This is a genomic window from Shewanella gaetbuli (assembly GCF_023284065.1).
GTDB lineage: Bacteria > Pseudomonadota > Gammaproteobacteria > Enterobacterales > Shewanellaceae > Shewanella > Shewanella gaetbuli.
This window is the reverse complement of the sequence record NZ_JAKIKP010000002.1, coordinates 254,717-279,592: the sequence shown is the minus strand read 5'-3', so window position 1 is coordinate 279,592 and position 24,876 is coordinate 254,717. Positions and strand designations below refer to the sequence as shown.

Here is a 24,876-nt window from a genome sequence, read left to right as displayed (position 1 = left end):
TTCACGAGCAAATAGGATAAACTTTAATGGCCGCTAATTTTAGCGGCCATTTTATTTTGTGGAGGCATCATGCATTGTCCATTTTGTAGTGCAACAGACACTAAAGTTATTGATTCTAGATTAGTTGCTGATGGTCATCAGGTTCGCCGTCGCCGTGAGTGTACCCAGTGCCACGAACGCTTTACCACCTTTGAAGGTGCTGAGCTTGTTATGCCTAGAATTATTAAACGAGATGGCAGTCGCCAGCCCTTTGATGAAGATAAACTGCGCGGAGGTATGTTGCGTGCAGTTGAAAAACGCCCCGTGTCTATGGACCAAATTGAACAGGCTATTTCTAAAATTAAATCGACCTTACGCGCAACAGGTGAACGTGAAGTTGATTCAGAAATGATTGGCAACTTAATGATGGAGCAACTCATGAGCCTAGATAAAGTCGCTTATATTCGTTTTGCCTCGGTATACCGTGCATTTGAAGATGTTTCTCAATTTGGCGAAGCCATTGCCAAATTACAAAAGTAGCACTTTACATACTCCAAATTGATATTGATAGAAGGTCGATAATAGGTCATGGCAACATTTAGCGTTTTTGATACTCAAATGATGAGCCGAGCAATTCAATTGGCACGCCTTGGTCAATATACCACTCGCCCGAACCCCTGTGTTGGCTGTGTATTGGTGTTAAACGGTAAAATTATTGGCGAAGGTTATCACCACAAAGCTGGGCAGGGCCATGCTGAGGTGAACGCCATTGCTGATGCTAAAGCTAAAAACCATTCCATTAAAGGCGCTACGGCCTATGTCACCCTTGAACCTTGTAGTCATTATGGTCGCACGCCTCCTTGTGCTGAAGGGTTAATCAAAGCTGAAGTGGCTAGAGTTGTAGTGGCAATCACTGATGCTAACCCACAAGTTGCCGGAAACGGAATTAACATGCTTAAACGGGCTGGCATTGAAGTTGAAGTTGGCTTATTAGAAGAAGAAGCTCTGACATTAAATTTAGGTTTTATGAAACGAATGCAAACCCAAATGCCTTGGGTGAGTGTAAAGGTGGCGGCCAGTTTAGATGGTAAAACGGCGCTGTCTAATGGCGTGTCAAAGTGGATAACCACAACCGCAGCCAGAAAAGACGTACAAAAAATGCGGGCTAAACATTGTGCGGTCATTACTGGTGTTGACACTGTTATTGCAGATAACCCGAGCTTAAATGTGCGGTTTGATGAACTTGGTAGTGTAAAGCACTCTCATGACGAGGCGGATATTTTCCAGCCCTTACGTGTTGTGCTCGACTCAAATTGTAGAGTGACGCCTGAATATCAATTATTTCAAATCAATAGCCCCATTTTGTTAGTGAGCACTAAAGATTATCCTGCGCAAATAAAACAGCAATTTCCTGCACACGTGAGTTTTTTGCAAACGACTACAGACGCTCAAGGCCGAGTATGTTTAAAAACCCTATTACTGCACCTTGGTCAAAGTTGTAACTCGGTTATGGTTGAAGCAGGGGCGACATTGTCGGGCAGTATTATTTCACAGCAATTGGCTGACGAATTAGTGTTATACCAAGCGCCGAAAATATTAGGCAGTGAAGGACGTAATATGCTTAACCTGCCTGATTACCAAACCATGGAAAACTTACCCAATTTAACCCTAAAAGATAAACGAAATGTCGGTCATGACACACGCTTTATGTTTCGTTTAGGCTAAAATATCTGATAATGAATGTTCAACAGAAATGAACAGCTAAAATAAGTGAGTGATTATGTTTACCGGCATTATTGAAGCCTTAGGCACCTTGCGAAAAATTGAGCGTAAAGGCAAAGACATTCGCTTGACTGTGGCTAGCGGCAAACTGGACTTAACGGATGTAAAACTGGGTGACAGTATTGCAACCAATGGCGTGTGCTTAACGGTTGTACAATGTTTAGCTGACGGATATGTTGCTGATGTCTCCGCTGAAACCGTTTCATTAACTGGTTTTGCTCATTACGCTGTCGGCCAAACCGTTAACTTAGAAAAAGCGGTAACACCGACTACTCGGCTGGGCGGTCATATGGTGAGTGGTCATGTTGATGGCATAGCAAAGGTTGAGCAAAGACATAACCGAGGCAACGCCATTGAGTTTTGGTTGAGCGCACCGCAAGATTTGGCAAAGTATATTGCTCATAAAGGTTCGATTACGATTGACGGTGTTAGCTTAACGGTGAATGAAGTTAATGGCAGTCAATTTAGGCTAACCATAGTGCCACACACCGCTAATGAAACCACGTTGATTAATTTAAAAGCAGGTGACAGTGTCAATATTGAGGTGGACTTAATTGCAAGATATCTTGAAAGATTAATGCAACCAGCGCAAGACGAACAACCGCAATCTGGCGTCACCCTGGCAATGTTAGCGAGTGCGGGGTTTATGCGCTAACTCAACTCTATTGCTTACAAACACAATAATAAAACAATAACGACTGAAAATAACAAAAGGTCCCCATATGGCTTTACACAGCATAGAAGAAATCATCGAAGATATTCGTCAAGGTAAAATGGTTATTTTGATGGATGATGAAGACAGAGAAAACGAAGGTGATTTAATTATGGCTGCTGAGTGTGTGACACCAGAAGCGATTAATTTTATGGCGACCTTTGGCCGTGGCCTTATTTGTCAAACAATGACTAAAGCGCGTTGTCAGCAGCTTAATTTACCATTAATGGTCACTAACAATAACGCCCAATTTACCACCAACTTTACCGTGTCAATTGAGGCCGCAGAGGGAGTTACTACCGGTATTTCAGCTCATGACCGTGCAGTAACGGTGCAAGCAGCGGTAGCAAAAGAGGCTAAACCTGCTGATTTAGTTCAGCCAGGGCATATTTTCCCTTTGATGGCGCAAGATGGCGGGGTACTTATTCGTGCTGGTCATACTGAAGCGGGTTGCGATTTAGCGCGTTTAGCAGGCTTTGAAGCTTCAGGGGTCATTGTTGAAATCTTAAATGACGATGGCACTATGGCGCGTCGACCTGATTTAGAAGTCTTCAGTGAAAAGCACGGCATTAAAATGGGGACTATCGCTGACTTAATTGAATATAGAAACAACAAAGAAACCACTGTCGTTCGTGAAGCTAGCTGTAAGCTGCCAACTCGCTTTGGCGAGTTCGACATGGTGACGTTTAGAGATACCATTGATAACCAACTGCACTTTGCTTTAGTAAAAGGTGAGGTTAGTGAAGATGTGTTGGTTCGAGTTCATTTACAAAACACCTTTAACGACTTGCTGCATTCTGAGCGAGATCAAAAACGCAGCTGGCCATTAGAAAAAGCTATGGAGCGTATCGCTAACGAAAATGGTATTTTAGTATTGCTAGGTAACCAAGAACACACCAATGATCTTTTAGCCAAAGTGAAGTTATTTGAAGCAGAAGATCAAGGCCAAGCGGTGGCTAGAGCCCCATGGAAAGGTACTTCACGCCGCGTAGGTGTAGGTTCGCAAATACTGGCTAGCCTTGGGGTGACGTCAATGAAGCTACTTAGCTCACCTAAGCAATACCATTCACTTTCAGGTTTCGGGCTTGAAGTGACAGAATATATTTCTGAATAAAAAATTAACGATTTCAGTTTAACATTTTCAATAATTGCATTGCGCTTAGAGCGGTTGGCTGTGTTATCATACGGCCACTTTCGCCCAAGCAGGGTGCTTTAGCTAAATTAGGTAAGATAAAAATGAACGTAGTTCAAGGTAATATCGAAGCGAAAAATGCCAAAGTTGCGATAGTTGTATCGCGTTTCAACAGTTTTGTAGTTGAGAGCTTACTTGATGGCGCAATTGATACTTTAAAACGTTTTGGTCAGGTTCAAGACGACAACATTACTGTTGTGCGTGTACCTGGCGCTGTTGAGTTACCGCTTGCTGCACGTCGTGTTGCTGCTAGTGGTAAATTTGACGGTATTATTTCACTTGGTGCTGTTATTCGTGGTGGTACACCGCATTTTGATATGGTTGCCGGTGAATGTAACAAGGGACTTGCTCAAGTAGCGTTAGAGTATGATATCCCCGTTTCTTTTGGTGTGTTAACTACAGATACCATCGAGCAAGCAATTGAGCGCTCTGGTACTAAAGCAGGTAATAAAGGCGGCGAAGCTGCACTAGGCTTGTTAGAAATGGTTAACGTACTACAAGAGTTAGAACAACAGTTGGTATAGTAGGAAATTTAATGAAGCCTTCAGAGCGCCGTAAGGCACGTCGTTTAGCCGTTCAAGCCATTTATTCATGGCAGTTAACAGGCAATAATATTGCTGATGTTGAGCATGAGTTTATCACTGAACAGAGCCTAGACGGTGTTGATGTTGCTTATTTTCGTGAACTTTTAGCCGGTGTTTCAGCTAAAACAACTCAAATTGATGAGTTACTAAAGCCGCACTTAGACCGTGACTTTAGTGAAGTTTCACCTGTCGAAAAAGCCATTGTGCGTTTAGCAACATTTGAGCTAACTTTCAAAAAAGATGTGCCTTTTAAAGTGGCCATCAATGAAGGTATTGAGCTAGCTAAGGCATTTGGTGCCGATGATAGTCATAAGTTTGTTAATGGTTTGCTAGATAAGATCGTTAAAAACAGATAAAAGCTAAACGGTATCTTCGGGTACCGTTTTTTATTTGCATAATAAGCAGGTGGGCGGATTTTCCGTACCAAATTCATTGTGAAAGAATTCCAACTTATTGAACAGTTCTTTACCAATCGTGGTCAAAAACGCCGTGATGTAACCTTAGGTATTGGCGACGATTGTGCCTTAGTGCAACCTTGCGAAGGTAAAGTGATTGCCATTTCTTGTGACACCTTAGTCGAAGGTGTTCACTTTTTTGCCGATATGCCAGCCAAAGCATTAGGCTATAAATCTTTAGCAGCAAACTTATCAGATTTAGCCGCAATGGGCGCCGAACCTGCATGGATGACACTTGCCTTATCTCTTCCTGACGTTGATGAAAAATGGCTTGAACAGTTCAGTTTAGGCTTATTTGAAGCCGCAGAATATTATGGCGTGGCATTAATAGGCGGTGATACCACTCGTGGCCCTAAGTGCATCAATATTACTATTCATGGTCAAGTTCCTGAAAAGAAAGCCTTAAAACGCAGTGGTGCTAATATAGGCGACTGGGTGTTTGTGACTGGAACCTTAGGTGACTCTGCTTTAGGTCTGGATATTTTAACTGGCGATAAACAGGTGGCAGAGGAAGATAAAGCGTATTTGATTAATCGTCATTACTACCCAACACCAAGAGTGCTTGCTGGTCATGCGCTGCGAGGATTAGCCTCTAGTGCCATTGATTTATCTGACGGACTCAGTTCTGATCTAGGTCATATTTTAAAAGCGTCTGATGTTGGCGCGGTCATTGAACTAGACTCATTACCGCTTTCTGAGCAATTAACTAATAATGTTGATCAGCAACAGGCATTAGCTTATGCATTAACGGGCGGTGAAGACTACGAGCTGCTGTTTACTGTACCTGAATCACAACGTGGCGCTATTGCTACTGCGTTGTTACACGCAGGGGTTAAGTTTGCTCGAATTGGTCAGATTTGTGCCGGTGATAAACTTAAATTCACTTTAAACGGCGAGCCTTTTAAATCTGAGTTTAAGGGGTTTAAACACTTCTAATGAAATTTTTATCCCAAGATCCCGCACTTAAAAAGTTATCGTTGTCGAATCCTATACACTTTTTGGCTTTAGGTTTTGGCAGTGGTCTTGCGGCTAAAGCACCCGGTACATTCGGCACTGTTGCGGCTATTCCATTATATTTATTAATCAGTACCTTAAGCTTACCTGTATATATTGCATTAACCGTGTTAAGTGTTATTGCGGGTATTTATATTTGTGATAAAGCCTCTAAAGATATGCAAGTGCATGACCACGGTGCGATCGTATGGGATGAAGTAGCGGGGTTACTGATTACCATGATTGCTGCGCCAGCAGGCTGGGCTTGGTTAGTTGTGGGTTTTGTACTGTTTAGAATTTTTGATATTTTAAAACCTTGGCCAATTAAGTGGCTTGATGCCAAAGTACATGGTGGTTTTGGTATTATGATTGATGATGTTTTAGCAGGTATTTTTGCACTGATTTGTTTGCAAGGTTTGTACTACTTAGTGTAGTTATTTGAACGCCATAGCAAATAAAAAGCCGTGAATTATCACGGCTTTTTAGTGTTAATCGATCGTCAATAAGCTTACTGAATTAACTCTCTTGCGTTGGCTAAGGTGTTTTCAGTAATAATATCCCCTGCTAATAACCTAGCCAGTTCATTGACTCGTTGTTCTTTATCTAACGGCTTCATGGTGGTTTCTGTTTGGCCGCCTTTATTAAACTTATTGACGAACATATGCTGGTGGCCATTACCTGCAACTTGGGGTAAATGGGTGACGCAAAATACTTGAGTTGACTCACCAAGACTACGTAACATTCTGCCGACAACCGCTGCCGTTGGCCCTGATATACCTACATCTACTTCATCAAAAATTAGTGTAGGTGTGGCAACTTTTTTAGCGGTAATAACCTGAATACCTAAACCGATACGTGATAACTCACCGCCAGATGCCACTTTAGCTATTGGCTGCAAAGGCTGGCCTGGGTTAGTGCTAACCAAAAACTCTACTTGGTCACAGCCCAAACTGTTGCTCATATCTGGGTTAAAGTTAACTGCGATAGTAAATTTACCTTTAGGCATATTTAGCTCATGAATAGAGCGAGTTACTAATTTATCGAGCTCTTTTGCATAACGTTGACGACTTTGACTAAGCTTTTGAGCATGGGTTAAATAAGCTTGCTGGCTTGTGGCTAGTTCTTGTCTAATTTCATCAAGTCTAGTTTCATCATCAGATAACATGGCTAACTCATTTTTTAGCGCCATATGATGCGAATATAGATCTTCAGGGGCGACATGATGTTTTCTAGCCAGTTGCATCACCTGAGATAAACGCGCCTCTAGGTGGGCAAAGTGTTCGGGATCGAGCTCAAGCCTGCTGAGGTAGTCTTCTATTTCTGAGCGGCTTTCTTGAATCTGAATTAACCCTTCATTCAGCATGCTGGCAACAGGGGCGAGTTTCTCATCCATAGTTTGCAGATTATCAGCTAACTGAATCACCTTGTTTAATAGTGATTCAACGTTATGGTCTTCGTGCTCACTTAATAATGCCAAGCTTGCCTGACATGAATCAATCAGTTCACTGCCGTTGGCGAGCTTTTTATGCTCTTGCTCTATATCCCTAAATTCGCCATCACCAAGATTAAACTCATTCAATTCTTCAACTTGATATTGGAGTAATTGTTTTCTGGCAATACGTTCTTGTTGAGCAAGTTCTAATTGCTTAAGCTCATTTTCAATGTGTTTGGTGCGTTGATAACTTGCTTGCACCGAATCTATTAGCAATTTGTGGTTAGCATAGCTATCTAACAATGTTAGCTGGTGCTCGCTTTTTAGCATGGCGTGATGGGCGTGTTGGCCATGAATACCTATCAACAATTGCCCGATAGCTTTGAGTTGGGTAACCGGCACTGGGTTACCATTAATATAAGCTCGTGAACGACCATCTGAGTTAATGGTACGTCTTAAAATGCAGTCTTCTTCGTTATCGAGATCATTGTCTTCAAGCCAACGTTTAGCTTGTGGAACATCGTGAAGTGTGAATCGGGCACTAATTTCGGTTTTGCTGGCACCGGGGCGAACGGTATTGGCGTCACTTCGGTTACCTAAACATAAACCGAGAGCATCAATAGCAATGGATTTACCAGCACCGGTTTCGCCGGTAATAGTTGTCATGCCGGCTTTAAAGTCCAGCTCTAAAAAACGTACAATTGCAAAATTATTAATACTAAGTTGGCAAAGCATATTGATGTCCTGTCGCTAAAACTAAACCACTGTGTTGATATACAGTATATACTGATTTTTTATACAGTAAAGTAGCCAATTAAAGCTTTTTTGCTTAAAAGCTAGACAATATGGTTTGCTGAGCGCTTAATTTTTTTCACAAAACCTTGGTAGCACTGAATTTACAATCATTTATCTAGTGGGTAAAAAGCCTGAGATTTTTGTGATAAACAGCGCGTTAAATTGATCTGTTAGCCACTTTTAATTTAAAGATAGCTAACAGGTCTAGGTTTGTGTAGAAATGCTTTGAGGGGGAGTGTTCTTGCAATGATTAGTCGATTGAAATGCCGATATTAGATACGCCTGCTTCAATGATATCTTTGCGTAAGCCTTTAACTAAATCAGCTTGGATAGTGGGATTAGCCTCAATGATATCTAATAACATGCCTTGTAATTCTTTCTCTTCAGCCATAACCGGATGAGAAAACACAAAATCATCTAATGCTTCATCCATTAAGCTTTCATCACTTAGGGCTTCAATATAATTAGCCACGGTGCTGGAAGACAATTTGCTGATATTAACAATATCTTCTTCTGCTTTAGCCTGTATTGCGCTCATTAAGGTTGAAATGGCAACCGCAGCATCCATTGCTGGATAAACGCCGTAAGCTTCAAAGTCAGCAGGATCTGGAGTGTTTTCATCTAAACGTTGTAGATGAACGTCGACATTGAATTTAACCTTTTTGTCATACTGACTTTGCCACAGTAGATCTAAAGCAGTCGATAAAACTGTAGGTTGACCAAATTCACAGACTTCTGAAAATAACTGATAATTAGGTAACATTCGCTGGCATAGCGCTACGGCAAAAAGTTGTTTTTGCGGTAAAGAAAGTGCTTTTAAACGTTTAAAAAATCCGGCTTTGTTACTCATGTGGCATATCCATCGATAACTGTTCTAATACTTGTGTTGCTGCTGATTCTACCTTAGTTAGCTCGTCAAGTAACTCTAGTATTTCAGGCTCTAGCTCACTAATTTGAATTTTTTGCTTCAATGATGATTCAATTTCTTGGCAAAGTTTTTGGGTGGTCGGCACTCCGCTATAACAACTGGCGCCATGGAGTTTATGCACTGCTTGCAACATGGATTCATTGTCTTCTTTTTCAAGCGCGAGTTGAATGTTATTAATGGTGTCGGGTATAGAGTCCACAAGAAGCTTGAGCATTTCAAGCGCTAAGGTGGGCTTTTGGTTTGCTTGGGTTAAGCAAAGTTCCCAGTTGAGCGTATGCAGGTCAAAATGGGTAAATTTAGGTTTACCTATCCAACGGTTGATGACTTTTTTTAATGAGGCTTCATCTATGGGTTTGGGTAAATAACCATCCATGCCTGAACTTAAAATGTTTTCTCTTTCTTCGGCAATAGCATGGGCAGTTACAGCAATGATAGGTGTATGACGGTTCATTGAGTCGCGACGAATTTTTTGTGCGGCTCGAATACCGTCAATGCCTGGCATTTGAATATCCATAAAAATTAGGTCAAAGTTTTTCTGTTGGCAGTTTTTAATCGCTTCTTCACCATTTGGGGCGGTGGTGACATTGATCACTAGTTCTTGTAATAAGGTATCAATAAGCTTCAAGTTAGCCACATTATCATCCACAGCCAGCACAGAAACATTGAGTCGTTCCACATTCGTTTGCGTGGCATAAGTTGGCAATTGCAATACTGTTTTAGGGGCTGGAGGATAAATTAAGTGTCTTGCTAATTCGTTATCACTAATCGGTACGGTCAGTAATAAGTCGGTGTGAAGCTTTAAGTGATTATTGATGATGTCTTGGTCGATACAATCATGCAATAAAATCAAACAAGGCGTATGGGCTTTGGCGACTTTTAATTGATGGGTAATTTCATCAGGGCTAGTAAAGCCATGGCAGCTCATCAAAATATAGTCATATTCTATATTGTCTTGTAGGAGTGCAGTATTAAGGTGCTCAATAGTGGCAACACTCGTTAACGTGAGCTGCCAAGACTCTAACCGTCTGTTCAGTGTATCGCGTGTTAGCTCTCGTGGTTCGTATAGCAATATTGACTTATTCCGTAATGTTTCCATTGGCAGTACTTCAGCCACATCAAACTGGCTGAGATTTAACGGTAAAACAAACCAGAAGTTTGAGCCTTTATCAGGGCTGGACGTAAAGCCAATTTGGCCACCCATTTGGTTAATTAGCCTCTTAGTAATGACCAGCCCTAAGCCGGTACCACCGAAACGTCTAGAAATAGAAGAATCTGCTTGCCCAAAAGCTTGGAATAAATATTCCTGCTGGCTTTCATCAATACCAATGCCTGTATCAATCACTTCGCAGCGAATAGTCACGTTGTCGTCTGTTTTCCCTACTAAAACTATTTTTATGACGACACTACCTTGGTCAGTAAACTTAATCGCATTACCCACTAAGTTTGTGATTATTTGGCTCACTCGCATAGCGTCACCACTGACACTTTCTGGGACTTGAGAGTCAATATCAACGACTAACTCTAATCCCTTTTCTTTAGCGCTACCGGCGATAATAGTTAACGTATCGGCAAGGGTTTCTCGTAAGGCAAATGGCATTTTTTCAAGCACCATTTTACCGGCTTCTAATTTTGAAAAGTCGAGAATATCGTTAATGATGCTCAGCAGGTTAGTGGCACTTCTTTCAATAGTTTTAATGTAATCTAACTGACTTGAGTGCAGCGGTGTTTTGATAAGCTGCCTAGAAAAACCGATCACCCCATTGAGCGGTGTACGTAATTCATGCGACATATTGGCCAAGAATTCAGATTTAATACGGCTTGCTTCTAACGCGCGTTTTTTGGCTAAATCTAATTCAACATTTTGAATCTCAATTTGTTCAAGTGTTTCACGTAAATCAGAAGTCGCTTGGTCAATATTTTGCTGCATTTCATCATGATATTCACTCAATGATCCCGCCATAGCGTTAATACCGCGTTTGAGTAAATCTAACTCACCAATTAAGTGACCATCGAGTCGGGTATCCAGTTTACCTTCACGAATTTTAGCGACTACTCTTACCATCTCGGTGATCGGATGGTTCACGTGTTTAACTAACCTGAAAGTGAAAAATAGATTAAATTGCACCCCAATAAGCACAATAATAAAGGCTGCAATTGCCGCACGGTGTTGCTCTAGTAAGGCGTTTTCTTTATTCACCAAAATAGCAATATAACCTAATACTTGCTCTTGTTTATTGTTATAGATAGGTTTTGCCACGCTGGTTGAGGCGGTATTGCTGGGCTGTATTAAATGTTGCAGTGGCAGGTTAGTGGTTCGATTTATAATGGAATTAGGGGCTAAATCGATATTTGAAATTATTGGGCTTCTAATGATTAAAATATCATCTACAGTATCAAACTGGGTTTTATTCAACTCTGAAAGCGGTTCTAAAGTTCGCATAATTTCAAAGTCTTTATGGTAATGCGAGGTGACAAAAAGTTGATTTTGACTATCAAAAATCGCGATAGATAAAATTAATGTTGAGTTGTTCATTTGCGCAGCAGACAAGAGTTTTTTTGTCGACTCACGGTCTTTAGTGACAATGCCATACTCACTTGCAAGTGCTAATGGTTCAATAATATTACTGCCTTTGACCATTAACGAGTCTTCTAATTCATAAAAGCGGTTTATGGTGAAGTAACTTCCAAGTAGAATACCCACTACAATGGTTGGTGCTAAGGCTAGTACAAGTACCCATGATCGAAGGCTATACTTGGTCATATTGTTGGTACTTTTCATGATCTTGGGGCTTATTCCCTTCAATATATTATTGATATGAGTCTAGACTGCCAGAAATGACGCGCTCTTGACTAGTGTTTTATTCAATTTTAGAGGCCGAAATGGCACAATTTTTTAAAGCGAAACCAAATAAATCTAAGCAGTTATCTTCTAAGCTTAGTCTGAAAGTCACCCAATTAGATCACTTAGGTGCAGGAATTGCGCAATATCAAGGGAAAGTCGTATTTGTACCAGGCGCATTACCTGATGAAGAAGTGACGGTGCAATTTACTGAACAAAAGAAAAGTTATGCTAAAGCGAAATTAACTAAAATTGAACAAGTAAGCAGCCAAAGAACCGAACCTGTTTGCCCGCATTATCAGCAATGCGGCGGTTGTAACTTGCAGCACATGGCTTTAGAAGCGCAGCGAGAGCATAAACAACAAGCCTTAATTGACCTTATGAATAAGTTGGGCGGGAATGCATTAGATGACAATAAAATTGCCCCTGCCATTAAAGGTGAAGGCTGGCATTATCGTCGACGTGCGCGGTTAGCCACAGTTTTTAATAAAAATACTCAGCACTTACAATTAGGGTTTCGACAATCAGCCTCCAGTAAAATTGCAACCATTACCCAGTGTGATGTTTTAGCTAAACCGTTATCTGACCTAATTAAGCCGTTTGCGGCAAACTTAAACCAGCTAAAATCTAAAGCGAGCTTAGGGCACTTAGAGTTAACTCAAGCCGAAAATGGCATTTTTGCCGTATTAAGAGTCACGAAAAGATTGCCTGCTTCAGATACACGCTGGTTAGCCGAGTTTGCAGCAAATCAAAAAATTACTTTGTTGATTCAAGATAATGATAATTCGTTAAGCCAAATTTATCCTGAGCCACTTGATGAAACATCAGTAACCCTACCTCACTATTTATTGGCCAGTGATGACAATAACAATCAAGGCGTGACCTGCGAGTTTACCCCTGGCAATTTTGTTCAAGTTAACGGTGCGATAAACCATGCCATGGTTCAGCAAGCATTAACTTGGTTAGCGCCCCAAAAAGACGAACGAATTTTAGATTTGTTTTGCGGTGTGGGTAATTTCTCATTACCACTGGCATCTAATGCACAACAAGTGATTGGTGTTGAAGGTGTACCTGAAATGGTGCAACAAGCTAAGGCTAATGCGCAATTAAATCACTTGACTAATTTATCCTTTCATCATGCTGATTTAAGTGCCGATTTAACCCATGAAAAGTGGTTAGGTAAAATTGATAAACTATTATTAGACCCAGCTAGAGCAGGGGCCTTTGAAAGTTTGCAGTGGTTACACAAAATGCGTCCTAAAAAGGTGGTTTATGTGTCGTGTAACCCCGCCAGTTTAGCGAGAGATACTAAAGTATTAAATGAGCAAGGCTATCAGTTAACTCGGCTAGGTATGGTGGATATGTTTCCTCAAACTCATCATATTGAAGCAATGGCGTTATTTGAGTTAACCGTATAGTGCTCAGTAAGGTTGTTAACTGCATGAAACATAGTCATTTACATTTTAATGAATTGATAAATGACTATGATAGCTTCAATATAGTCTAGTTATTTTATTCAGTGAAAACTGCGGATAATTCATTCAGTTGATCAGCTGTTCAGTTTAAAAAGTATAAAGCATTGCTGTTGGCCTAACAGACAATGGGTAAGGAATTAACTATGGTTTCAGTTCGCGAAGCGCATTTCAATACAGATGAGTTTAATCTTGATGAATGGGTGGCCAGATACATCGAAGATGAACACGATGCTAAATTGTTACTCGACATGCTTAAACAGCTTGAAGCCATGCCTATTGCTGACCCCGCCATACATACCGAGTTGCTTGAACGTGCACGAGAAATGGTCGAAATTCTTGCGCCGCTCAATATGGACTTAGAAACACTACAAGCCTCATTGTTGTTTGTTTTGTTAGAGGCTGAGTGCATTACTGAAGAACAAATTGAGCAGCAGTACTCTAAATCTTTAGCCAAATTAGTCAGCAGTGTTGTCACCATGAATGCCATTGGGGCGTTAAAAGTGTCTCATGGCCGTAGCGCTGAGCCGCAAATAGATAATATTCGTAAAATGTTATTGGCAATGGTTGAAGATGTGCGTGCCGTGGTGATTAAGCTAGCTGAGCGTGTATGTACTTTACGTGCCGTTAAAAATGCCGATGAAGAAACAAGAGTGCTAGTGGCCAGAGAAATTGCCGATATATATGCCCCGTTAGCCAATCGGCTGGGTATCGGCCAGCTTAAGTGGGAGCTGGAAGATATCTCTTTTCGTTACCTGCACCCAACAGTGTATGTTGATATTGCAAAACAATTAGACGGTAAGCGTGTTGACCGTGAAGTATATATCGACAAGTTTGTTAGCCAACTACAAAAAAGACTTGATGATGATCAAATACGTGCCAAAGTTTATGGCCGTCCAAAGCACATCTACAGTATTTGGCGAAAAATGAAAGGTAAAGACCTTAAATTTGACGAACTTTTTGATGTAAGAGCCGTACGCATTGTTACTGACCGCCTGCAAGATTGTTATGGCGCATTAGGCGTTGTGCATGATTTATGGCACCACATCCCCCGTGAGTTTGACGACTACGTGGCTAATCCTAAACCTAATGGTTACCAATCTATTCATACCGTAGTGGTTGGCCCTGAAGGTAAAACGGTTGAAATTCAAATACGCACAGAAGCAATGCATCAAGATGCTGAGTTAGGTGTTGCTGCGCACTGGAAATATAAAGAAGGTGCTAACACGGCCAAGCAAAGCGGTTATGAAGAAAAAATTAACTGGTTGCGTAAAATTTTACAGTGGCAAGAAGATGTTGCTGAAAGCGGCAACTTGGTTGATGAAGTGCGTAGCCAAGTATTTGAAGACCGAGTTTATGTGTTTACGCCAAGTGGCGAGGTTGTTGATTTACCACTGGGTTCAACGGTACTTGATTTTGCCTATTATATTCACTCACAAGTAGGTCACCGTTGTATTGGCGCAAAAGTGGATGGACGAATTGTGCCCTTTACTTATCAAGTGGAAACCGGTGAGCGTATTGAAATTATTACCTCAAAAACACCTAACCCTAAAAGAGACTGGTTAAACCCTAATTTAGGCTATATCAAGTCGTCGCGTTCTCGCGCCAAAATTCAGCATTGGTTTAAACAACAAGACCGCGATAAAAATATTGTTGCCGGTAAAGAAATGCTTGAAACCGAATTGAATCGAGTCGGACTTAAATTAAAAGATGCCGCCATTGCGGTAGAGCGTTTCAACCTTAATGGCATGGATGACATGTTAGCGGCTATTGGCGGGGGCGATTTAAGATTAAATCAGGTAGTTAATTACACTGAAAGCCAACTGCGAAACGAGCCTGATACCGAAGAAGAAATTGTTGAAGATATTCTTAAAAAAGCGGTGCATCGACCTAAAAAATCTAACAAAGGACAGGTTGAAGTTAACGGTGTAGGGAATTTATTAAGTCATATCGCCCGCTGTTGTCAGCCTGTTCCCGGTGATGAAATTTTTGGTTATATCACCATGGGACGAGGAATATCGGTTCATAGAAGTGATTGTGAGCAAGTTAAAGAGCTGATGAGAGCCCACCCTGAACGTGCCGTTGATGTGGTGTGGGGTGAAAACTACTCAGGCGGTTATCGTATTCGAGTACGGGTGGTTGCCCATGACAGAAGTGGCTTATTACGTGATATCACCACGGTGTTAGCGGCAGAAAAGTCTAATGTAATGGCCATGAGTTCTAACTCAGATGTCAAAACTCAAACCGCTTCAGTGGAATTAGAGTTAGAGCTATATAACATTGATGATCTATCAAGAGTATTGTCAAAGCTGACTCAAATTGAAGGGGTTATAGAGTCAAGAAGACTTTAAGCTATTGCTAGTTACAATATTGCTTTTTAACAGATAAGAGCCTTTGAGATGACCGTAAAGCCACACTCGAATATTCAGTCGTTGCTGGATATTATGCAAAAGTTACGCGACCCAGTTGACGGCTGTCCGTGGGATAAGCAACAAACCTTTCAGTCTATTCTGCCGTTTACATTGGAAGAGGCATACGAAGTGGCCGACACCATTGAGCGTCATGCTTGGCATGAGCTTCCGGATGAGTTAGGCGACTTACTTTTTCAAGTGGTGTTTTATAGCCAAATAGCCAGTGAACAAGGGATGTTCGACTTCTCAACGGTTGTCGAACGTATTTGTGCAAAGTTAACTCGCCGCCATCCGCATATCTTTGATACTCAATCATTACTCAATAGCAATGACACTTCGGTTGGCGTGCAACAAGCACTTCAAACCGCCACCGAAGTTAAACAAAACTGGGATGACATAAAAGCCCAAGAGCGCGTTCAAAAAAAGCAGCTTTCTCACCTTGATGATATTCCCCAAGCTTTACCCGCACTAAAACGTGCTGCAAAAATTCAAAAGCGGGTGGCTAAAGTAGGTTTTGACTGGCCTGAGCTTGAGCCTGTTGTGGGCAAAGTTCATGAAGAAATTGACGAAGTGCTAGCTGAAGCAAAATGCTTAGCAAGCGACCCAGAAACCTACCAACCTAAAGTGGTTGATGAAATAGGGGATTTATTATTTGCAGTGGTAAATTTAGCAAGACATTTAAATGTTGATCCTGAAACTGCATTAAGACAAGCCAATAATAAATTTGAACAGCGTTTCAGAGGCGTAGAAGCTTGTGTCAGTGAAAGTGGTAAATCCTTTGAACAACATTCACTTGAAGAGTTAGATAGCTATTGGGATCAAGTCAAACTGCAACAAAAAAATTAATATCGGCAGATTGTAAAAATTTAATCTAACCACTGAATCGAGGATAATTAATAAAATATCCTCGCTTTTGGTTTGTCGAATCGAAGTGGCTTTGGTATACTATCGCCCCGTCCTAGTGCTTTCTTACAAGCACGTATTTTCCAACTCATTTTCTCAGGTTCAGCATGACTACAAGGTATATCTTCGTTACTGGTGGCGTTGTTTCTTCACTAGGTAAAGGCATTGCAGCGGCATCGCTAGCAGCAATTTTAGAGGCTCGTGGCCTCAATGTAACCATTATGAAACTTGACCCATACATCAACGTTGACCCAGGCACAATGAGCCCGACTCAACATGGTGAAGTATTCGTAACAGAAGACGGTGCTGAAACTGACTTAGACTTAGGTCACTACGAGCGCTTTATTCGTACCAAAATGAACCGTCGTAACAACTTCACAACGGGACGTATTTATGAAGAGGTTCTTCGTAAAGAGCGTCGTGGAGATTATTTAGGGGCAACCATTCAGGTTATTCCTCACATTACCAATGCGATTAAAGAAAAAGTCATTGCTGGTGGTGAAGGTCATGATGTGGCGATTGTTGAAATTGGTGGAACCGTGGGTGATATTGAGTCACTACCGTTTTTAGAGTCAATTCGCCAATTAGGTGTTGAGCTAGGACGCGAACGTACCTTATTTATGCATTTAACCTTAGTGCCATTCTTAGGCGCAGCAGGTGAAGTTAAAACCAAACCCACTCAGCACTCAGTAAAAGAGTTACGCTCAATTGGTATTGCGCCTGATGTATTAGTATGTCGTGGCGATCGTGCTATTCCTGCAAATGAAAAAGCGAAAATCTCGCTTTTCTGTAACGTTGAAGAGCGTGCGGTTATTTCCCTAAAAGACGTCGACAGTATTTACAAAATCCCAGCTTTATTACGTTCACAAGGGTTAGACGAATTAGTGATTAAGCGTTTCCACCTAGAATGTGGTGAAGCGGATTTATCTGAGTGGGAAAATGTGATTTATCAAGAAGCTAATCCAAATGGTGAAATCACTATTGGTATGGTGGGTAAATACATCGAACTACCCGATGCTTACAAATCAGTGAATGAAGCACTTAAACATGCTGGCTTAAAAAATCGCGTTAATGTGAACATTAAATATATTGATTCACAAACTGTTGAGGCCAAAGGCGAAGAAGTGTTACAAGGCCTAGACGGTATTCTTGTTCCTGGTGGCTTTGGTGAACGTGGGGTTGAAGGTAAAATATTAGCGGCTAAATTTGCCCGTGAAAACAACTTGCCATATTTTGGTATTTGTTTAGGAATGCAAGTGGCGTTGATTGAGTTTGCACGTAACGTTGCCAATTTAGAAGATGCCCATTCTACTGAGTTCAACCAAGAAACTCCGCACCCTGTTGTTGGCTTAATTACCGAGTGGATTAATGAAGACGGTGATGTTGAAAAACGTCATGAAGAGTCTGACTTAGGCGGTACTATGCGTTTAGGTGCACAACTTTGTCACCTATTAGAGGGGACTAAAGCGGCTAATGCTTATCAAAACACCTCTTGTGTTGAGCGTCATCGTCACCGTTATGAAGTGAATAACAACTATGTTGAACGTCTTGAAAAAGCGGGCTTAGTGTTCAGTGGTTTATCTTCAGATCGTAAACTAGTTGAAATGATTGAGCTGCCAAATCACCCATGGTTTGTTGCGGGTCAATTCCACCCAGAATTCACTTCAACCCCTCGTGACGGTCATCCGTTATTTGAGGGCTTTGTTGCCGCATCGCTTGCTTATCAAAAGAAAGATTTGAGCTAATAAAAATGAAGCCGCTGACTAATAAATCAGCGGCTTTTTTGTTTTTAATGGCAATTTTTATTCACAATTTGCTCTAGATCGCTTTGTCGCAAAATTGGTAGTTGCTGCTAGACTAAATTAGTTTTATCCTAGGCGTTATGAATTTAAATTACCAAATTGAAAGTTAATACCAATAAAAATTGTTTCACATGCACGTTTTTGATTTTTTATCGGCATTAATTTTTTATTTTATTTTAAACTTTCAGTAATACTGACAATTTCTACGAGGAAATTATGGCTAACATTATTAAGGTAATCGGTCGCGAAATCATGGATTCACGCGGTAACCCAACAGTTGAAGCAGAAGTACACCTAGAAGGTGGCTTTATTGGTATGGCTGCAGCGCCATCAGGAGCATCAACAGGTAGTCGTGAAGCATTAGAATTACGTGACGGTGACAAAGCGCGTTACTTAGGTAAAGGCGTATTAAACGCAGTTGCAGCGGTTAATGGCCCTATCGCAGAAGCATTAACTGGCAAAGATGCATTGGCTCAAGCTGAACTTGACCAAATTATGATTGACTTAGATGGCACTGAAAACAAAGCTAAGTTTGGTGCTAACGCGATTCTTGCTGTGTCATTAGCCGCAGCTAAAGCCGCCGCAGCAGCAAAAGGCGTACCTTTATACGCGCATATCGCTGACTTAAACGGTACTCCAGGTGTTTACTCTATGCCGCTTCCAATGATGAACATCATTAACGGTGGTGAGCATGCTGATAACAGCGTAGATATTCAAGAATTCATGATCCAACCTGTTGGCGCGGCTAACTTCCGTGAAGGTTTACGTATGGGTGCTGAAGTATTCCATAGCCTTGCTAAAGTACTTAAAGCTGACGGTCACTCTACTGCTGTAGGTGATGAAGGCGGTTTTGCACCAAACCTTGCGTCAAATGAAGCTGCACTTGCTGCAATTAAAACTGCGGTAGCTAATGCAGGTTACGAGTTAGGTAAAGACATCACTTTAGCGATGGATTGTGCTGCATCTGAGTTCTATGACAAAGAAGCTAACATCTACGACCTTAAAGGCGAAGGTAAAAAGTTCACTTCTGAAGAATTTAACTTCTTCTTAAAAGAGTTAACTGAACAGTACCCAATCGTTTCAATTGAAGATGGTCTTGACGAGTCTGACTGGGAAGGTTTTGCACACCAAACTAAACTACTTGGTGACAAAATTCAGTTAGTCGGTGACGATTTATTTGTAACGAACACTAAGATTCTTAAGCGTGGTATCGACAACGGTATTGCTAACTCAATCTTAATCAAGTTCAACCAAATCGGTTCTTTAACTGAAACTTTAGCCGCAATCAAAATGGCTAAAGACGCTGGTTTCACAGCCGTTATCTCTCACCGCTCTGGCGAAACTGAAGATGCAACTATTGCTGATTTAGCCGTTGGTACTGCTGCAGGCCAAATCAAAACGGGTTCTTTAAGCCGTTCTGACCGTGTTGCTAAGTACAACCAACTTCTTCGTATTGAAGAAGCATTAGGTGCCGCTGCACCTTACAACGGTCTTAAAGAAGTAAAAGGTCAAGCTTAAATTTAGCTTGAGTTAAAAAAGGCCACCACTAGGTGGCCTTTTTTGTTGTATTATAACTATATTCATTATTTCGAGAGATATGGTTTAGTTACGGCTTATGAAGAAACTTATTTTTGCACTCACGGCTTTGCTGGCATTACTGCAATATCGGCTATGGATGGGCGAGAATAATTTATCTGAATATTTTACTTTGCAAACTCAAATAACCGCTCAACAAGAAAGTAACGCAAAACTGATTGCTCGAAATGAAATTCTTAAACAAGAGATTATTGATCTTAAAAGTGGTACAGAAGCCATAGAAGAACGCGCACGTAATGAGCTTGGTCTCGTTAAAGAAGGGGAAACTTTTTATCGTGTAGTGGGCTCAGAATTAATAGAACGTAATCAATTTGGTCAATAATTCATGACAAGTTCAAAATCAACGTTTATTGCTATTGTTCCCGCTGCGGGCATTGGCAGTAGAATGCAAGCGACTATTCCTAAGCAATACCTGCAGTTAGGTCAGCAAACTATTTTAGCTCATACCTTAGATTGCCTATTAACTCATCCTGCAATCAAGCAAGTGATTGTTGCACTGCATCCCCAAGACGAATACTTTGGCACATTAAGCCAAGCTTCCCACCCTAAAATTACTAAGGTAGTTGGCGGCGGAGAGCGTGCAGATTCGGTATTAGCCGCATTACAGCAAGCAGATGAAAATGCTTGGGCGTTAGTACACGATGCGGCAAGACCCTGTTTAACCCATGGTGATATTAATAAATTAATTACTGCTAGCGAACGTTTCCCCCAAGGCGCCATTTTAGCGGCGCCAGTGAGAGACACCATGAAACGCGGTAATAGCGATGGCACAATTGGACAAACAGTTGATAGAGAAAATCTTTGGCATGCGTTAACACCGCAATTATTTCCCGTAGCAACATTAAAAAATCATTTAACTGAAGCGTTAGCCGAAGGGGCGTTAATTACTGATGAAGCCAGTGCCATGGAATGGGCAGGTGAGCAACCGGGCTTAGTCGCTGGGCGAGTGGATAACATTAAAGTGACTCACCCAGATGATTTACAATTAGCGCAATTATTTTTAACTCAACAATCTTCACAATAATGTATAAGGCCTTTTTATGAAAATGCGTATTGGTCATGGTTTTGATGTTCATAAATTTGGTGCAGATAAGCCACTTATTTTAGGCGGTGTTACCATTCCCTATGAAACAGGCTTAATTGCTCATTCAGATGGTGATGTTGTGTTGCATGCGATTAGTGATGCCATATTAGGGGCAATGGCATTAGGAGACATTGGTAAGCATTTTCCAGACACTGACCCAGAGTTTTCTGGCGCAGATAGCCGCGAGTTATTGAAACACTGTTATAAACTGGCTAATGACAAAGGTTTCGTTATTGGTAACTTAGATGTCACTGTTATTGCTCAGGCACCTAAAATGTTACCGCATATCGAAGCGATAAGGCAATGTTTATCTGAAGATCTGACTACGCCTGTAGATGACATCAATGTCAAAGCAACCACCACTGAAAAACTAGGCTTTACTGGGCGTAAAGAAGGTATTGCAGTTGAGTCGGTCGTGTTAATGGTACAAAAATAAGGTTTTTTGATGATTTCTGAACTGCATTACCTTCATGGAAAGCCGAGCTGCAAAGCGGATTTGCGAACTCACAATAGTGACTTTATTGTTGAAGAGATTTTACCGTTTTCACCTACAGGTGAAGGCGAGCATCATATGTTGCATATTCGAAAGTCGGGGTTAAATACTGCGCATGTTGCCGAAATGCTGGCTAAATTTGCCAAAGTACATCCAAAAGAAGTGACCTATGCAGGGCAAAAAGATAAAAATGCTCAAACAGAGCAATGGTTTGGAGTCCGAATTCCTGGTAAAGAAACCCCTGATTGGCAACAACTGAACTCAGAGTCGCTTACGGTACTTTCGAGTAGCCGCCATAGCAAAAAACTTCGTATAGGGGCATTGTTGGGTAATCGATTTATTTTAACTTTACGCAATGTCACTGATTTTGCTGAGTTACAAGATAAGTTCCAGTTAATTGCCCAAACAGGCGTGCCTAATTATTTTGGTGAGCAACGTTTTGGCCATCAGGGTAAAAACCTTATTCAAGGTCGCCAAATGCTAGCAGGCAAGAAAAAAATTAAAGATCGCGGCAAAAAAAGCATGTTTTTGTCTGCTGTGCGCTCGAATATTTTTAATCAAGTGACGTCATATCGTTTAAGCCATCACCAATTAACACCAATAGTGGGTGATTGTGTCATGCTAGCAGGCACTAAAAGCTACTTTGTTGCTGAACAGTGGGATGAAGTATTACTGACTCGATTAGCTGAAAAAGATATTGGCTTTTCAGCACCGTTATGGGGCCGAGGAACACCATTGGCATTGGCTGATTCAGCCTTGATGGAGCAACAAGCATTAGCTGATTTCAGTGAAGACTTAATAGGCCTTGAAAATGCAGGGCTGTCACAAGAACGTCGCTTGCTTATATTACAACCTCAAGCGATGAAGTTGACTCAGCAAGAGCAACATTGTGTGATTGAATTTATGTTGCCTGCGGGCAGTTATGCCACCTCTGTATTACGTGAACTTGTCGATTATACCGATGTACAGCACGCACAATGGCAAGCAATGGTTGCTGAGCAACAAGCGCAACGTGAATTAATAAACAAAGGTGAAAAAGTTAATGATTAATATATTAATCAGTAATGATGATGGGGTTCATGCACCGGGCATTATTGCACTAACACAAGCGTTATCGGCAGTAGGCAGCGTGCTAACCGTTGCCCCGGATCGCAATTGTTCCGGGGCAAGTAACTCATTAACCTTGACGAACCCATTAAGAATTAATAACTTAGAAAATGGCTATATTTCTGTTAATGGAACACCAACAGACTGTGTGCATTTAGCCATAAGACAATTGTGTCAGGTTGAACCTGATATTGTCGTGTCAGGCATCAATGCAGGTGCCAATATGGGCGACGACACTTTGTACTCTGGAACGATTGCCGCTGCAATGGAAGGGCGCTTTTTAGGTTTACCAGCCATTGCGATTTCATTGGCCGGTAAAGAGTTACGCCATTATGAAACAGCCGCTTTTTATGCGGTAAAAATTGTTCAAAGCTTATTGAAAAATCCAATCGACTCGAATCAGATTTTAAATGTGAATGTACCCGATTTGCCAGTAGATGAAATTAAAGGCATTAAGGTCACCAGACTCGGGGCGAGGCATAAAGCAGAAGGAATGATAAAAACTACAGACCCAGCAGGAAAAGATATTTATTGGCTAGGGCCTGTAGGGGCAGAACAAGATGCTGGAGAAGGAACGGATTTTGGTGCAGTGGCATCAGGCTTTATTTCTATCACTCCGCTTACTGTCGACTTAACGGCATACAATCAATTAACTAATTTAGCAGACTGGGTTTCAAACATATGACAGGGGTTTCGTCTACTCTGGCGGTCAATTTAGCACGTAAATTGGCAGAAGCTGGGATCAGAGAACAAGTAGTATTACAAGCGGTTGCAAGCACACCTCGAGAGCTATTTCTTGATGCGGCATTAGCGCATAAAGCTTATGAAAATACTGCGTTGCCTATTGGGCAAGGCCAAACACTTTCTCAACCCTATATTGTTGCCAGAATGACGGAGTTGCTAATACAATCAAAACCGCAGAAAGTATTAGAAATTGGTACGGGCTCGGGTTATCAAGCTGCTATTTTGGCGCAACTTGTGCCAGAGTTATGTACTATTGAACGAATCAAGTCGTTACAAATCCAAGCAAGACAAAGGCTAAAAAAATTAGACCTTCATAATGTTTCATTCAAATATGGTGATGGTTGGAAAGGCTGGAGTAATCGCGGGCCTTATGACGGCATTATGGTCACCGCCGCAGCTAGCACCGTTCCTGAAGCTTTGCTTAATCAACTTGCTGAACAAGGCGTATTGATTATCCCTGTAGGGGATGATGCACAACAATTGCTTAAAATTACCCGCTTTGGAAATGAATATCATTCTGAAGTAATAGAAGCGGTAAAGTTTGTTCCGTTAATTAATGGCGAGCTTGCATAACTTGCCCGTTTAATGACTATCTTTGAAAGGAATTGATAACATGTATTCGGGCTGGTCACAATTATTGATTGTGTTGCTATTAACGGGCTGCAGTTTACAGTCTCAGCAACCTGCACCTGTTGAAAACGCTTCAGCGTCCCCTTATAAGCCGAAATACCAGCGTGGTTCAATTACCAATGGTGTCTACACCGTGAAGAAGGGGGATACGCTTTACTCTATTTCTTGGGGCGCAGGGCGCAATTTTACCGATGTTGCTAAGCAAAATAATCTAAAAAAACCTTATGTTATTTATCCAGGTCAAAAACTTAAATTAACTGATGCCAAAACTAAGTCACCCGTCAAAAAAATAACTCCTAGTCGTTCAGTAAAGACTACAAATTCGACTACTAAACCGAGTAAAATTGCCAAGAATTCACAGCAAGCCTCTGTAAATAAAGATAAAAGCCTAAACGACAACCGCTCAAAAAAAGTACTTGATCAGAAAGCAAACTCTGCGTACTCTGTAACAACTACCCAACAAACTATTAACCAAGGTAACAAGCCGCCAGTAGCTGAACTCCCTAATAAGGTGCGAAAGTGGTTATGGCCCGTTAATGGAAAAATTATTGGATATTTTTCTTCTAGCGAGCAAGGCAACCAAGGGATAAAGGTTGCCGGAAACCGTGGCGATATTATTAAAGCTGCGGCTGATGGGAGAGTCGTATATGCAGGGAATGCGTTACGTGGATATGGCAATTTGGTCATCATTAAACATAACGATGAATACCTCAGTGCTTATGCTCACACCGACAAAATATTGGTTAAAGAGAAGCAATTTGTTAGCGCAGGTCAAACAATTGCACAAATGGGGAGTACAGGGGCGAGTCAGGTAATGCTGCATTTTGAAATTCGTTACCACGGTAAGTCTGTTAACCCATTACGATATCTACCTAAACAGTAATTGTTTAGCAACATAAATATAGGAGGATAAGCAAGTGTAGATTTTAAATCACAATTTAGG

23 protein-coding genes are annotated in these 24,876 nt (G+C 41.3%); 20 read left to right on the top strand and 3 right to left on the bottom strand.

The window, feature by feature from the left end; all coding sequences use genetic code 11:
* The first annotated feature begins 69 nt into the window (after positions 1-69).
* From nrdR to L2672_RS03895, 8 genes are all read left to right on the top strand, one after another.
* Entirely contained in the window at positions 70-519 is a 450-nt protein-coding gene (gene nrdR, locus L2672_RS03930; RefSeq protein ID WP_248994528.1) for a transcriptional regulator NrdR, read from the top strand.
* Between the two features lie 48 nt (positions 520-567).
* Positions 568-1,704 carry a bifunctional diaminohydroxyphosphoribosylaminopyrimidine deaminase/5-amino-6-(5-phosphoribosylamino)uracil reductase RibD gene (gene ribD, locus L2672_RS03925; protein WP_248994527.1) on the top strand — a complete coding sequence of 379 codons (1,137 nt, stop codon included), beginning with the start codon at positions 568-570 and terminating at the stop codon, positions 1,702-1,704.
* A 55-nt stretch (positions 1,705-1,759) separates the two neighbouring features.
* The gene (locus L2672_RS03920) at positions 1,760-2,416 is read left to right on the top strand and encodes a riboflavin synthase (RefSeq protein ID WP_248994526.1); all 657 of its coding nucleotides are present in this window, start codon (positions 1,760-1,762) and stop codon (positions 2,414-2,416) included.
* Between the two features lie 67 nt (positions 2,417-2,483).
* Positions 2,484-3,587, top strand: coding sequence for a bifunctional 3,4-dihydroxy-2-butanone-4-phosphate synthase/GTP cyclohydrolase II (gene ribBA, locus L2672_RS03915; RefSeq protein WP_248994525.1), 1,104 nt, complete (start codon positions 2,484-2,486; stop codon positions 3,585-3,587).
* Between the two features lie 122 nt (positions 3,588-3,709).
* Entirely contained in the window at positions 3,710-4,189 is a 480-nt protein-coding gene (ribH, locus tag L2672_RS03910; RefSeq protein WP_248994524.1) for a 6,7-dimethyl-8-ribityllumazine synthase, read from the top strand.
* Positions 4,190-4,200: 11 nt separating this feature from the next.
* Entirely contained in the window at positions 4,201-4,605 is a 405-nt protein-coding gene (nusB, locus tag L2672_RS03905) for a transcription antitermination factor NusB (protein WP_248994523.1), read from the top strand.
* A 78-nt stretch (positions 4,606-4,683) separates the two neighbouring features.
* The gene (gene thiL, locus L2672_RS03900; RefSeq protein ID WP_248994522.1) at positions 4,684-5,640 is read left to right on the top strand and encodes a thiamine-phosphate kinase; all 957 of its coding nucleotides are present in this window, start codon (positions 4,684-4,686) and stop codon (positions 5,638-5,640) included.
* Positions 5,640-6,131 carry a phosphatidylglycerophosphatase A family protein gene (locus L2672_RS03895; protein WP_248994521.1) on the top strand — a complete coding sequence of 164 codons (492 nt, stop codon included), beginning with the start codon at positions 5,640-5,642 and terminating at the stop codon, positions 6,129-6,131. The genes thiL and L2672_RS03895 overlap by 1 nt, the downstream gene beginning before the upstream one ends.
* Positions 6,132-6,205: 74 nt before the next feature.
* On the opposite strand, the gene recN is transcribed toward L2672_RS03895, so the two are convergent.
* The 3 genes from recN to barA form a co-directional block, all read right to left on the bottom strand.
* Positions 6,206-7,864 carry a DNA repair protein RecN gene (recN, locus tag L2672_RS03890; RefSeq protein WP_248994520.1) on the bottom strand — a complete coding sequence of 553 codons (1,659 nt, stop codon included), beginning with the start codon at positions 7,862-7,864 and terminating at the stop codon, positions 6,206-6,208.
* Positions 7,865-8,174: 310 nt separating this feature from the next.
* Positions 8,175-8,774: a YjaG family protein gene (locus tag L2672_RS03885; RefSeq protein ID WP_248994519.1), complete on the bottom strand. Its 600-nt coding sequence runs from the start codon at positions 8,772-8,774 to the stop codon at positions 8,175-8,177.
* Complete coding sequence (gene barA / locus L2672_RS03880) at positions 8,767-11,613, bottom strand: two-component sensor histidine kinase BarA (protein ID WP_476707518.1); 2,847 nt, start codon at positions 11,611-11,613, stop codon at positions 8,767-8,769. The genes L2672_RS03885 and barA overlap by 8 nt, the downstream gene beginning before the upstream one ends.
* A gap of 119 nt (positions 11,614-11,732) precedes the next feature.
* Between barA and rlmD the strand changes: the two genes are divergently transcribed.
* From rlmD to L2672_RS03820, 12 genes are all read left to right on the top strand, one after another.
* The gene (rlmD, locus tag L2672_RS03875; RefSeq protein ID WP_248994517.1) at positions 11,733-13,109 is read left to right on the top strand and encodes a 23S rRNA (uracil(1939)-C(5))-methyltransferase RlmD; all 1,377 of its coding nucleotides are present in this window, start codon (positions 11,733-11,735) and stop codon (positions 13,107-13,109) included.
* A gap of 200 nt (positions 13,110-13,309) precedes the next feature.
* On the top strand, positions 13,310-15,514 hold the full coding sequence (gene relA / locus L2672_RS03870) for a GTP diphosphokinase (protein WP_248994516.1): 2,205 nt from the start codon (positions 13,310-13,312) through the stop codon (positions 15,512-15,514).
* 48 nt (positions 15,515-15,562) lie between these two features.
* Positions 15,563-16,420, top strand: a complete 858-nt coding sequence (mazG, locus tag L2672_RS03865) for a nucleoside triphosphate pyrophosphohydrolase (protein WP_248994515.1) — start codon at positions 15,563-15,565, stop codon at positions 16,418-16,420.
* 164 nt (positions 16,421-16,584) lie between these two features.
* Complete coding sequence (locus tag L2672_RS03860) at positions 16,585-18,222, top strand: CTP synthase (RefSeq protein WP_248994514.1); 1,638 nt, start codon at positions 16,585-16,587, stop codon at positions 18,220-18,222.
* A 273-nt stretch (positions 18,223-18,495) separates the two neighbouring features.
* Positions 18,496-19,797: a phosphopyruvate hydratase gene (eno, locus tag L2672_RS03855; protein ID WP_248994513.1), complete on the top strand. Its 1,302-nt coding sequence runs from the start codon at positions 18,496-18,498 to the stop codon at positions 19,795-19,797.
* Between the two features lie 97 nt (positions 19,798-19,894).
* Positions 19,895-20,197 carry a cell division protein FtsB gene (ftsB, locus tag L2672_RS03850; RefSeq protein ID WP_248994512.1) on the top strand — a complete coding sequence of 101 codons (303 nt, stop codon included), beginning with the start codon at positions 19,895-19,897 and terminating at the stop codon, positions 20,195-20,197.
* 3 nt (positions 20,198-20,200) lie between these two features.
* Positions 20,201-20,899, top strand: a complete 699-nt coding sequence (gene ispD / locus L2672_RS03845; protein ID WP_248994511.1) for a 2-C-methyl-D-erythritol 4-phosphate cytidylyltransferase — start codon at positions 20,201-20,203, stop codon at positions 20,897-20,899.
* Between the two features lie 16 nt (positions 20,900-20,915).
* Positions 20,916-21,395 (top strand): 2-C-methyl-D-erythritol 2,4-cyclodiphosphate synthase, encoded by a 480-nt coding sequence (gene ispF / locus L2672_RS03840; RefSeq protein WP_248994510.1) that lies wholly within the window; start codon positions 20,916-20,918, stop codon positions 21,393-21,395.
* 12 nt (positions 21,396-21,407) lie between these two features.
* A complete protein-coding gene (gene truD / locus L2672_RS03835) occupies positions 21,408-22,502 on the top strand; it encodes a tRNA pseudouridine(13) synthase TruD (RefSeq protein ID WP_248994739.1) in 1,095 nt (364 codons plus the stop codon).
* The gene (gene surE / locus L2672_RS03830) at positions 22,495-23,244 is read left to right on the top strand and encodes a 5'/3'-nucleotidase SurE (RefSeq protein WP_248994509.1); all 750 of its coding nucleotides are present in this window, start codon (positions 22,495-22,497) and stop codon (positions 23,242-23,244) included. The genes truD and surE overlap by 8 nt, the downstream gene beginning before the upstream one ends.
* The gene (locus L2672_RS03825; protein WP_248994508.1) at positions 23,241-23,876 is read left to right on the top strand and encodes a protein-L-isoaspartate(D-aspartate) O-methyltransferase; all 636 of its coding nucleotides are present in this window, start codon (positions 23,241-23,243) and stop codon (positions 23,874-23,876) included. Before surE ends, L2672_RS03825 begins: the two co-directional genes overlap by 4 nt.
* Before the next feature lie 40 nt (positions 23,877-23,916).
* Complete coding sequence (locus tag L2672_RS03820; RefSeq protein WP_248994507.1) at positions 23,917-24,816, top strand: peptidoglycan DD-metalloendopeptidase family protein; 900 nt, start codon at positions 23,917-23,919, stop codon at positions 24,814-24,816.
* The last annotated feature ends 60 nt before the right edge of the window (positions 24,817-24,876 follow it).

What these genes read in the sequence shown, in the direction of transcription:
- nrdR (WP_248994528.1), top strand. Translation starts at nt 70, where the DNA reads ATGCATTGTCCATTTTGTAGTGCAACAGACACTAAAGTTATTGATTCT.
- ribD (WP_248994527.1), top strand. Translation starts at nt 568, where the DNA reads ATGGCAACATTTAGCGTTTTTGATACTCAAATGATGAGCCGAGCAATT.
- L2672_RS03920 (WP_248994526.1), top strand. Translation starts at nt 1,760, where the DNA reads ATGTTTACCGGCATTATTGAAGCCTTAGGCACCTTGCGAAAAATTGAG.
- ribBA (WP_248994525.1), top strand. Translation starts at nt 2,484, where the DNA reads ATGGCTTTACACAGCATAGAAGAAATCATCGAAGATATTCGTCAAGGT.
- ribH (WP_248994524.1), top strand. Translation starts at nt 3,710, where the DNA reads ATGAACGTAGTTCAAGGTAATATCGAAGCGAAAAATGCCAAAGTTGCG.
- nusB (WP_248994523.1), top strand. Translation starts at nt 4,201, where the DNA reads ATGAAGCCTTCAGAGCGCCGTAAGGCACGTCGTTTAGCCGTTCAAGCC.
- L2672_RS03895 (WP_248994521.1), top strand. Translation starts at nt 5,640, where the DNA reads ATGAAATTTTTATCCCAAGATCCCGCACTTAAAAAGTTATCGTTGTCG.
- recN (WP_248994520.1), bottom strand. Translation starts at nt 7,864, where the DNA reads ATGCTTTGCCAACTTAGTATTAATAATTTTGCAATTGTACGTTTTTTA.
- L2672_RS03885 (WP_248994519.1), bottom strand. Translation starts at nt 8,774, where the DNA reads ATGAGTAACAAAGCCGGATTTTTTAAACGTTTAAAAGCACTTTCTTTA.
- barA (WP_476707518.1), bottom strand. Translation starts at nt 11,613, where the DNA reads ATGACCAAGTATAGCCTTCGATCATGGGTACTTGTACTAGCCTTAGCA.
- rlmD (WP_248994517.1), top strand. Translation starts at nt 11,733, where the DNA reads ATGGCACAATTTTTTAAAGCGAAACCAAATAAATCTAAGCAGTTATCT.
- relA (WP_248994516.1), top strand. Translation starts at nt 13,310, where the DNA reads ATGGTTTCAGTTCGCGAAGCGCATTTCAATACAGATGAGTTTAATCTT.
- mazG (WP_248994515.1), top strand. Translation starts at nt 15,563, where the DNA reads ATGACCGTAAAGCCACACTCGAATATTCAGTCGTTGCTGGATATTATG.
- L2672_RS03860 (WP_248994514.1), top strand. Translation starts at nt 16,585, where the DNA reads ATGACTACAAGGTATATCTTCGTTACTGGTGGCGTTGTTTCTTCACTA.
- eno (WP_248994513.1), top strand. Translation starts at nt 18,496, where the DNA reads ATGGCTAACATTATTAAGGTAATCGGTCGCGAAATCATGGATTCACGC.
- ftsB (WP_248994512.1), top strand. Translation starts at nt 19,895, where the DNA reads ATGAAGAAACTTATTTTTGCACTCACGGCTTTGCTGGCATTACTGCAA.
- ispD (WP_248994511.1), top strand. Translation starts at nt 20,201, where the DNA reads ATGACAAGTTCAAAATCAACGTTTATTGCTATTGTTCCCGCTGCGGGC.
- ispF (WP_248994510.1), top strand. Translation starts at nt 20,916, where the DNA reads ATGAAAATGCGTATTGGTCATGGTTTTGATGTTCATAAATTTGGTGCA.
- surE (WP_248994509.1), top strand. Translation starts at nt 22,495, where the DNA reads ATGATTAATATATTAATCAGTAATGATGATGGGGTTCATGCACCGGGC.
- L2672_RS03825 (WP_248994508.1), top strand. Translation starts at nt 23,241, where the DNA reads ATGACAGGGGTTTCGTCTACTCTGGCGGTCAATTTAGCACGTAAATTG.
- L2672_RS03820 (WP_248994507.1), top strand. Translation starts at nt 23,917, where the DNA reads ATGTATTCGGGCTGGTCACAATTATTGATTGTGTTGCTATTAACGGGC.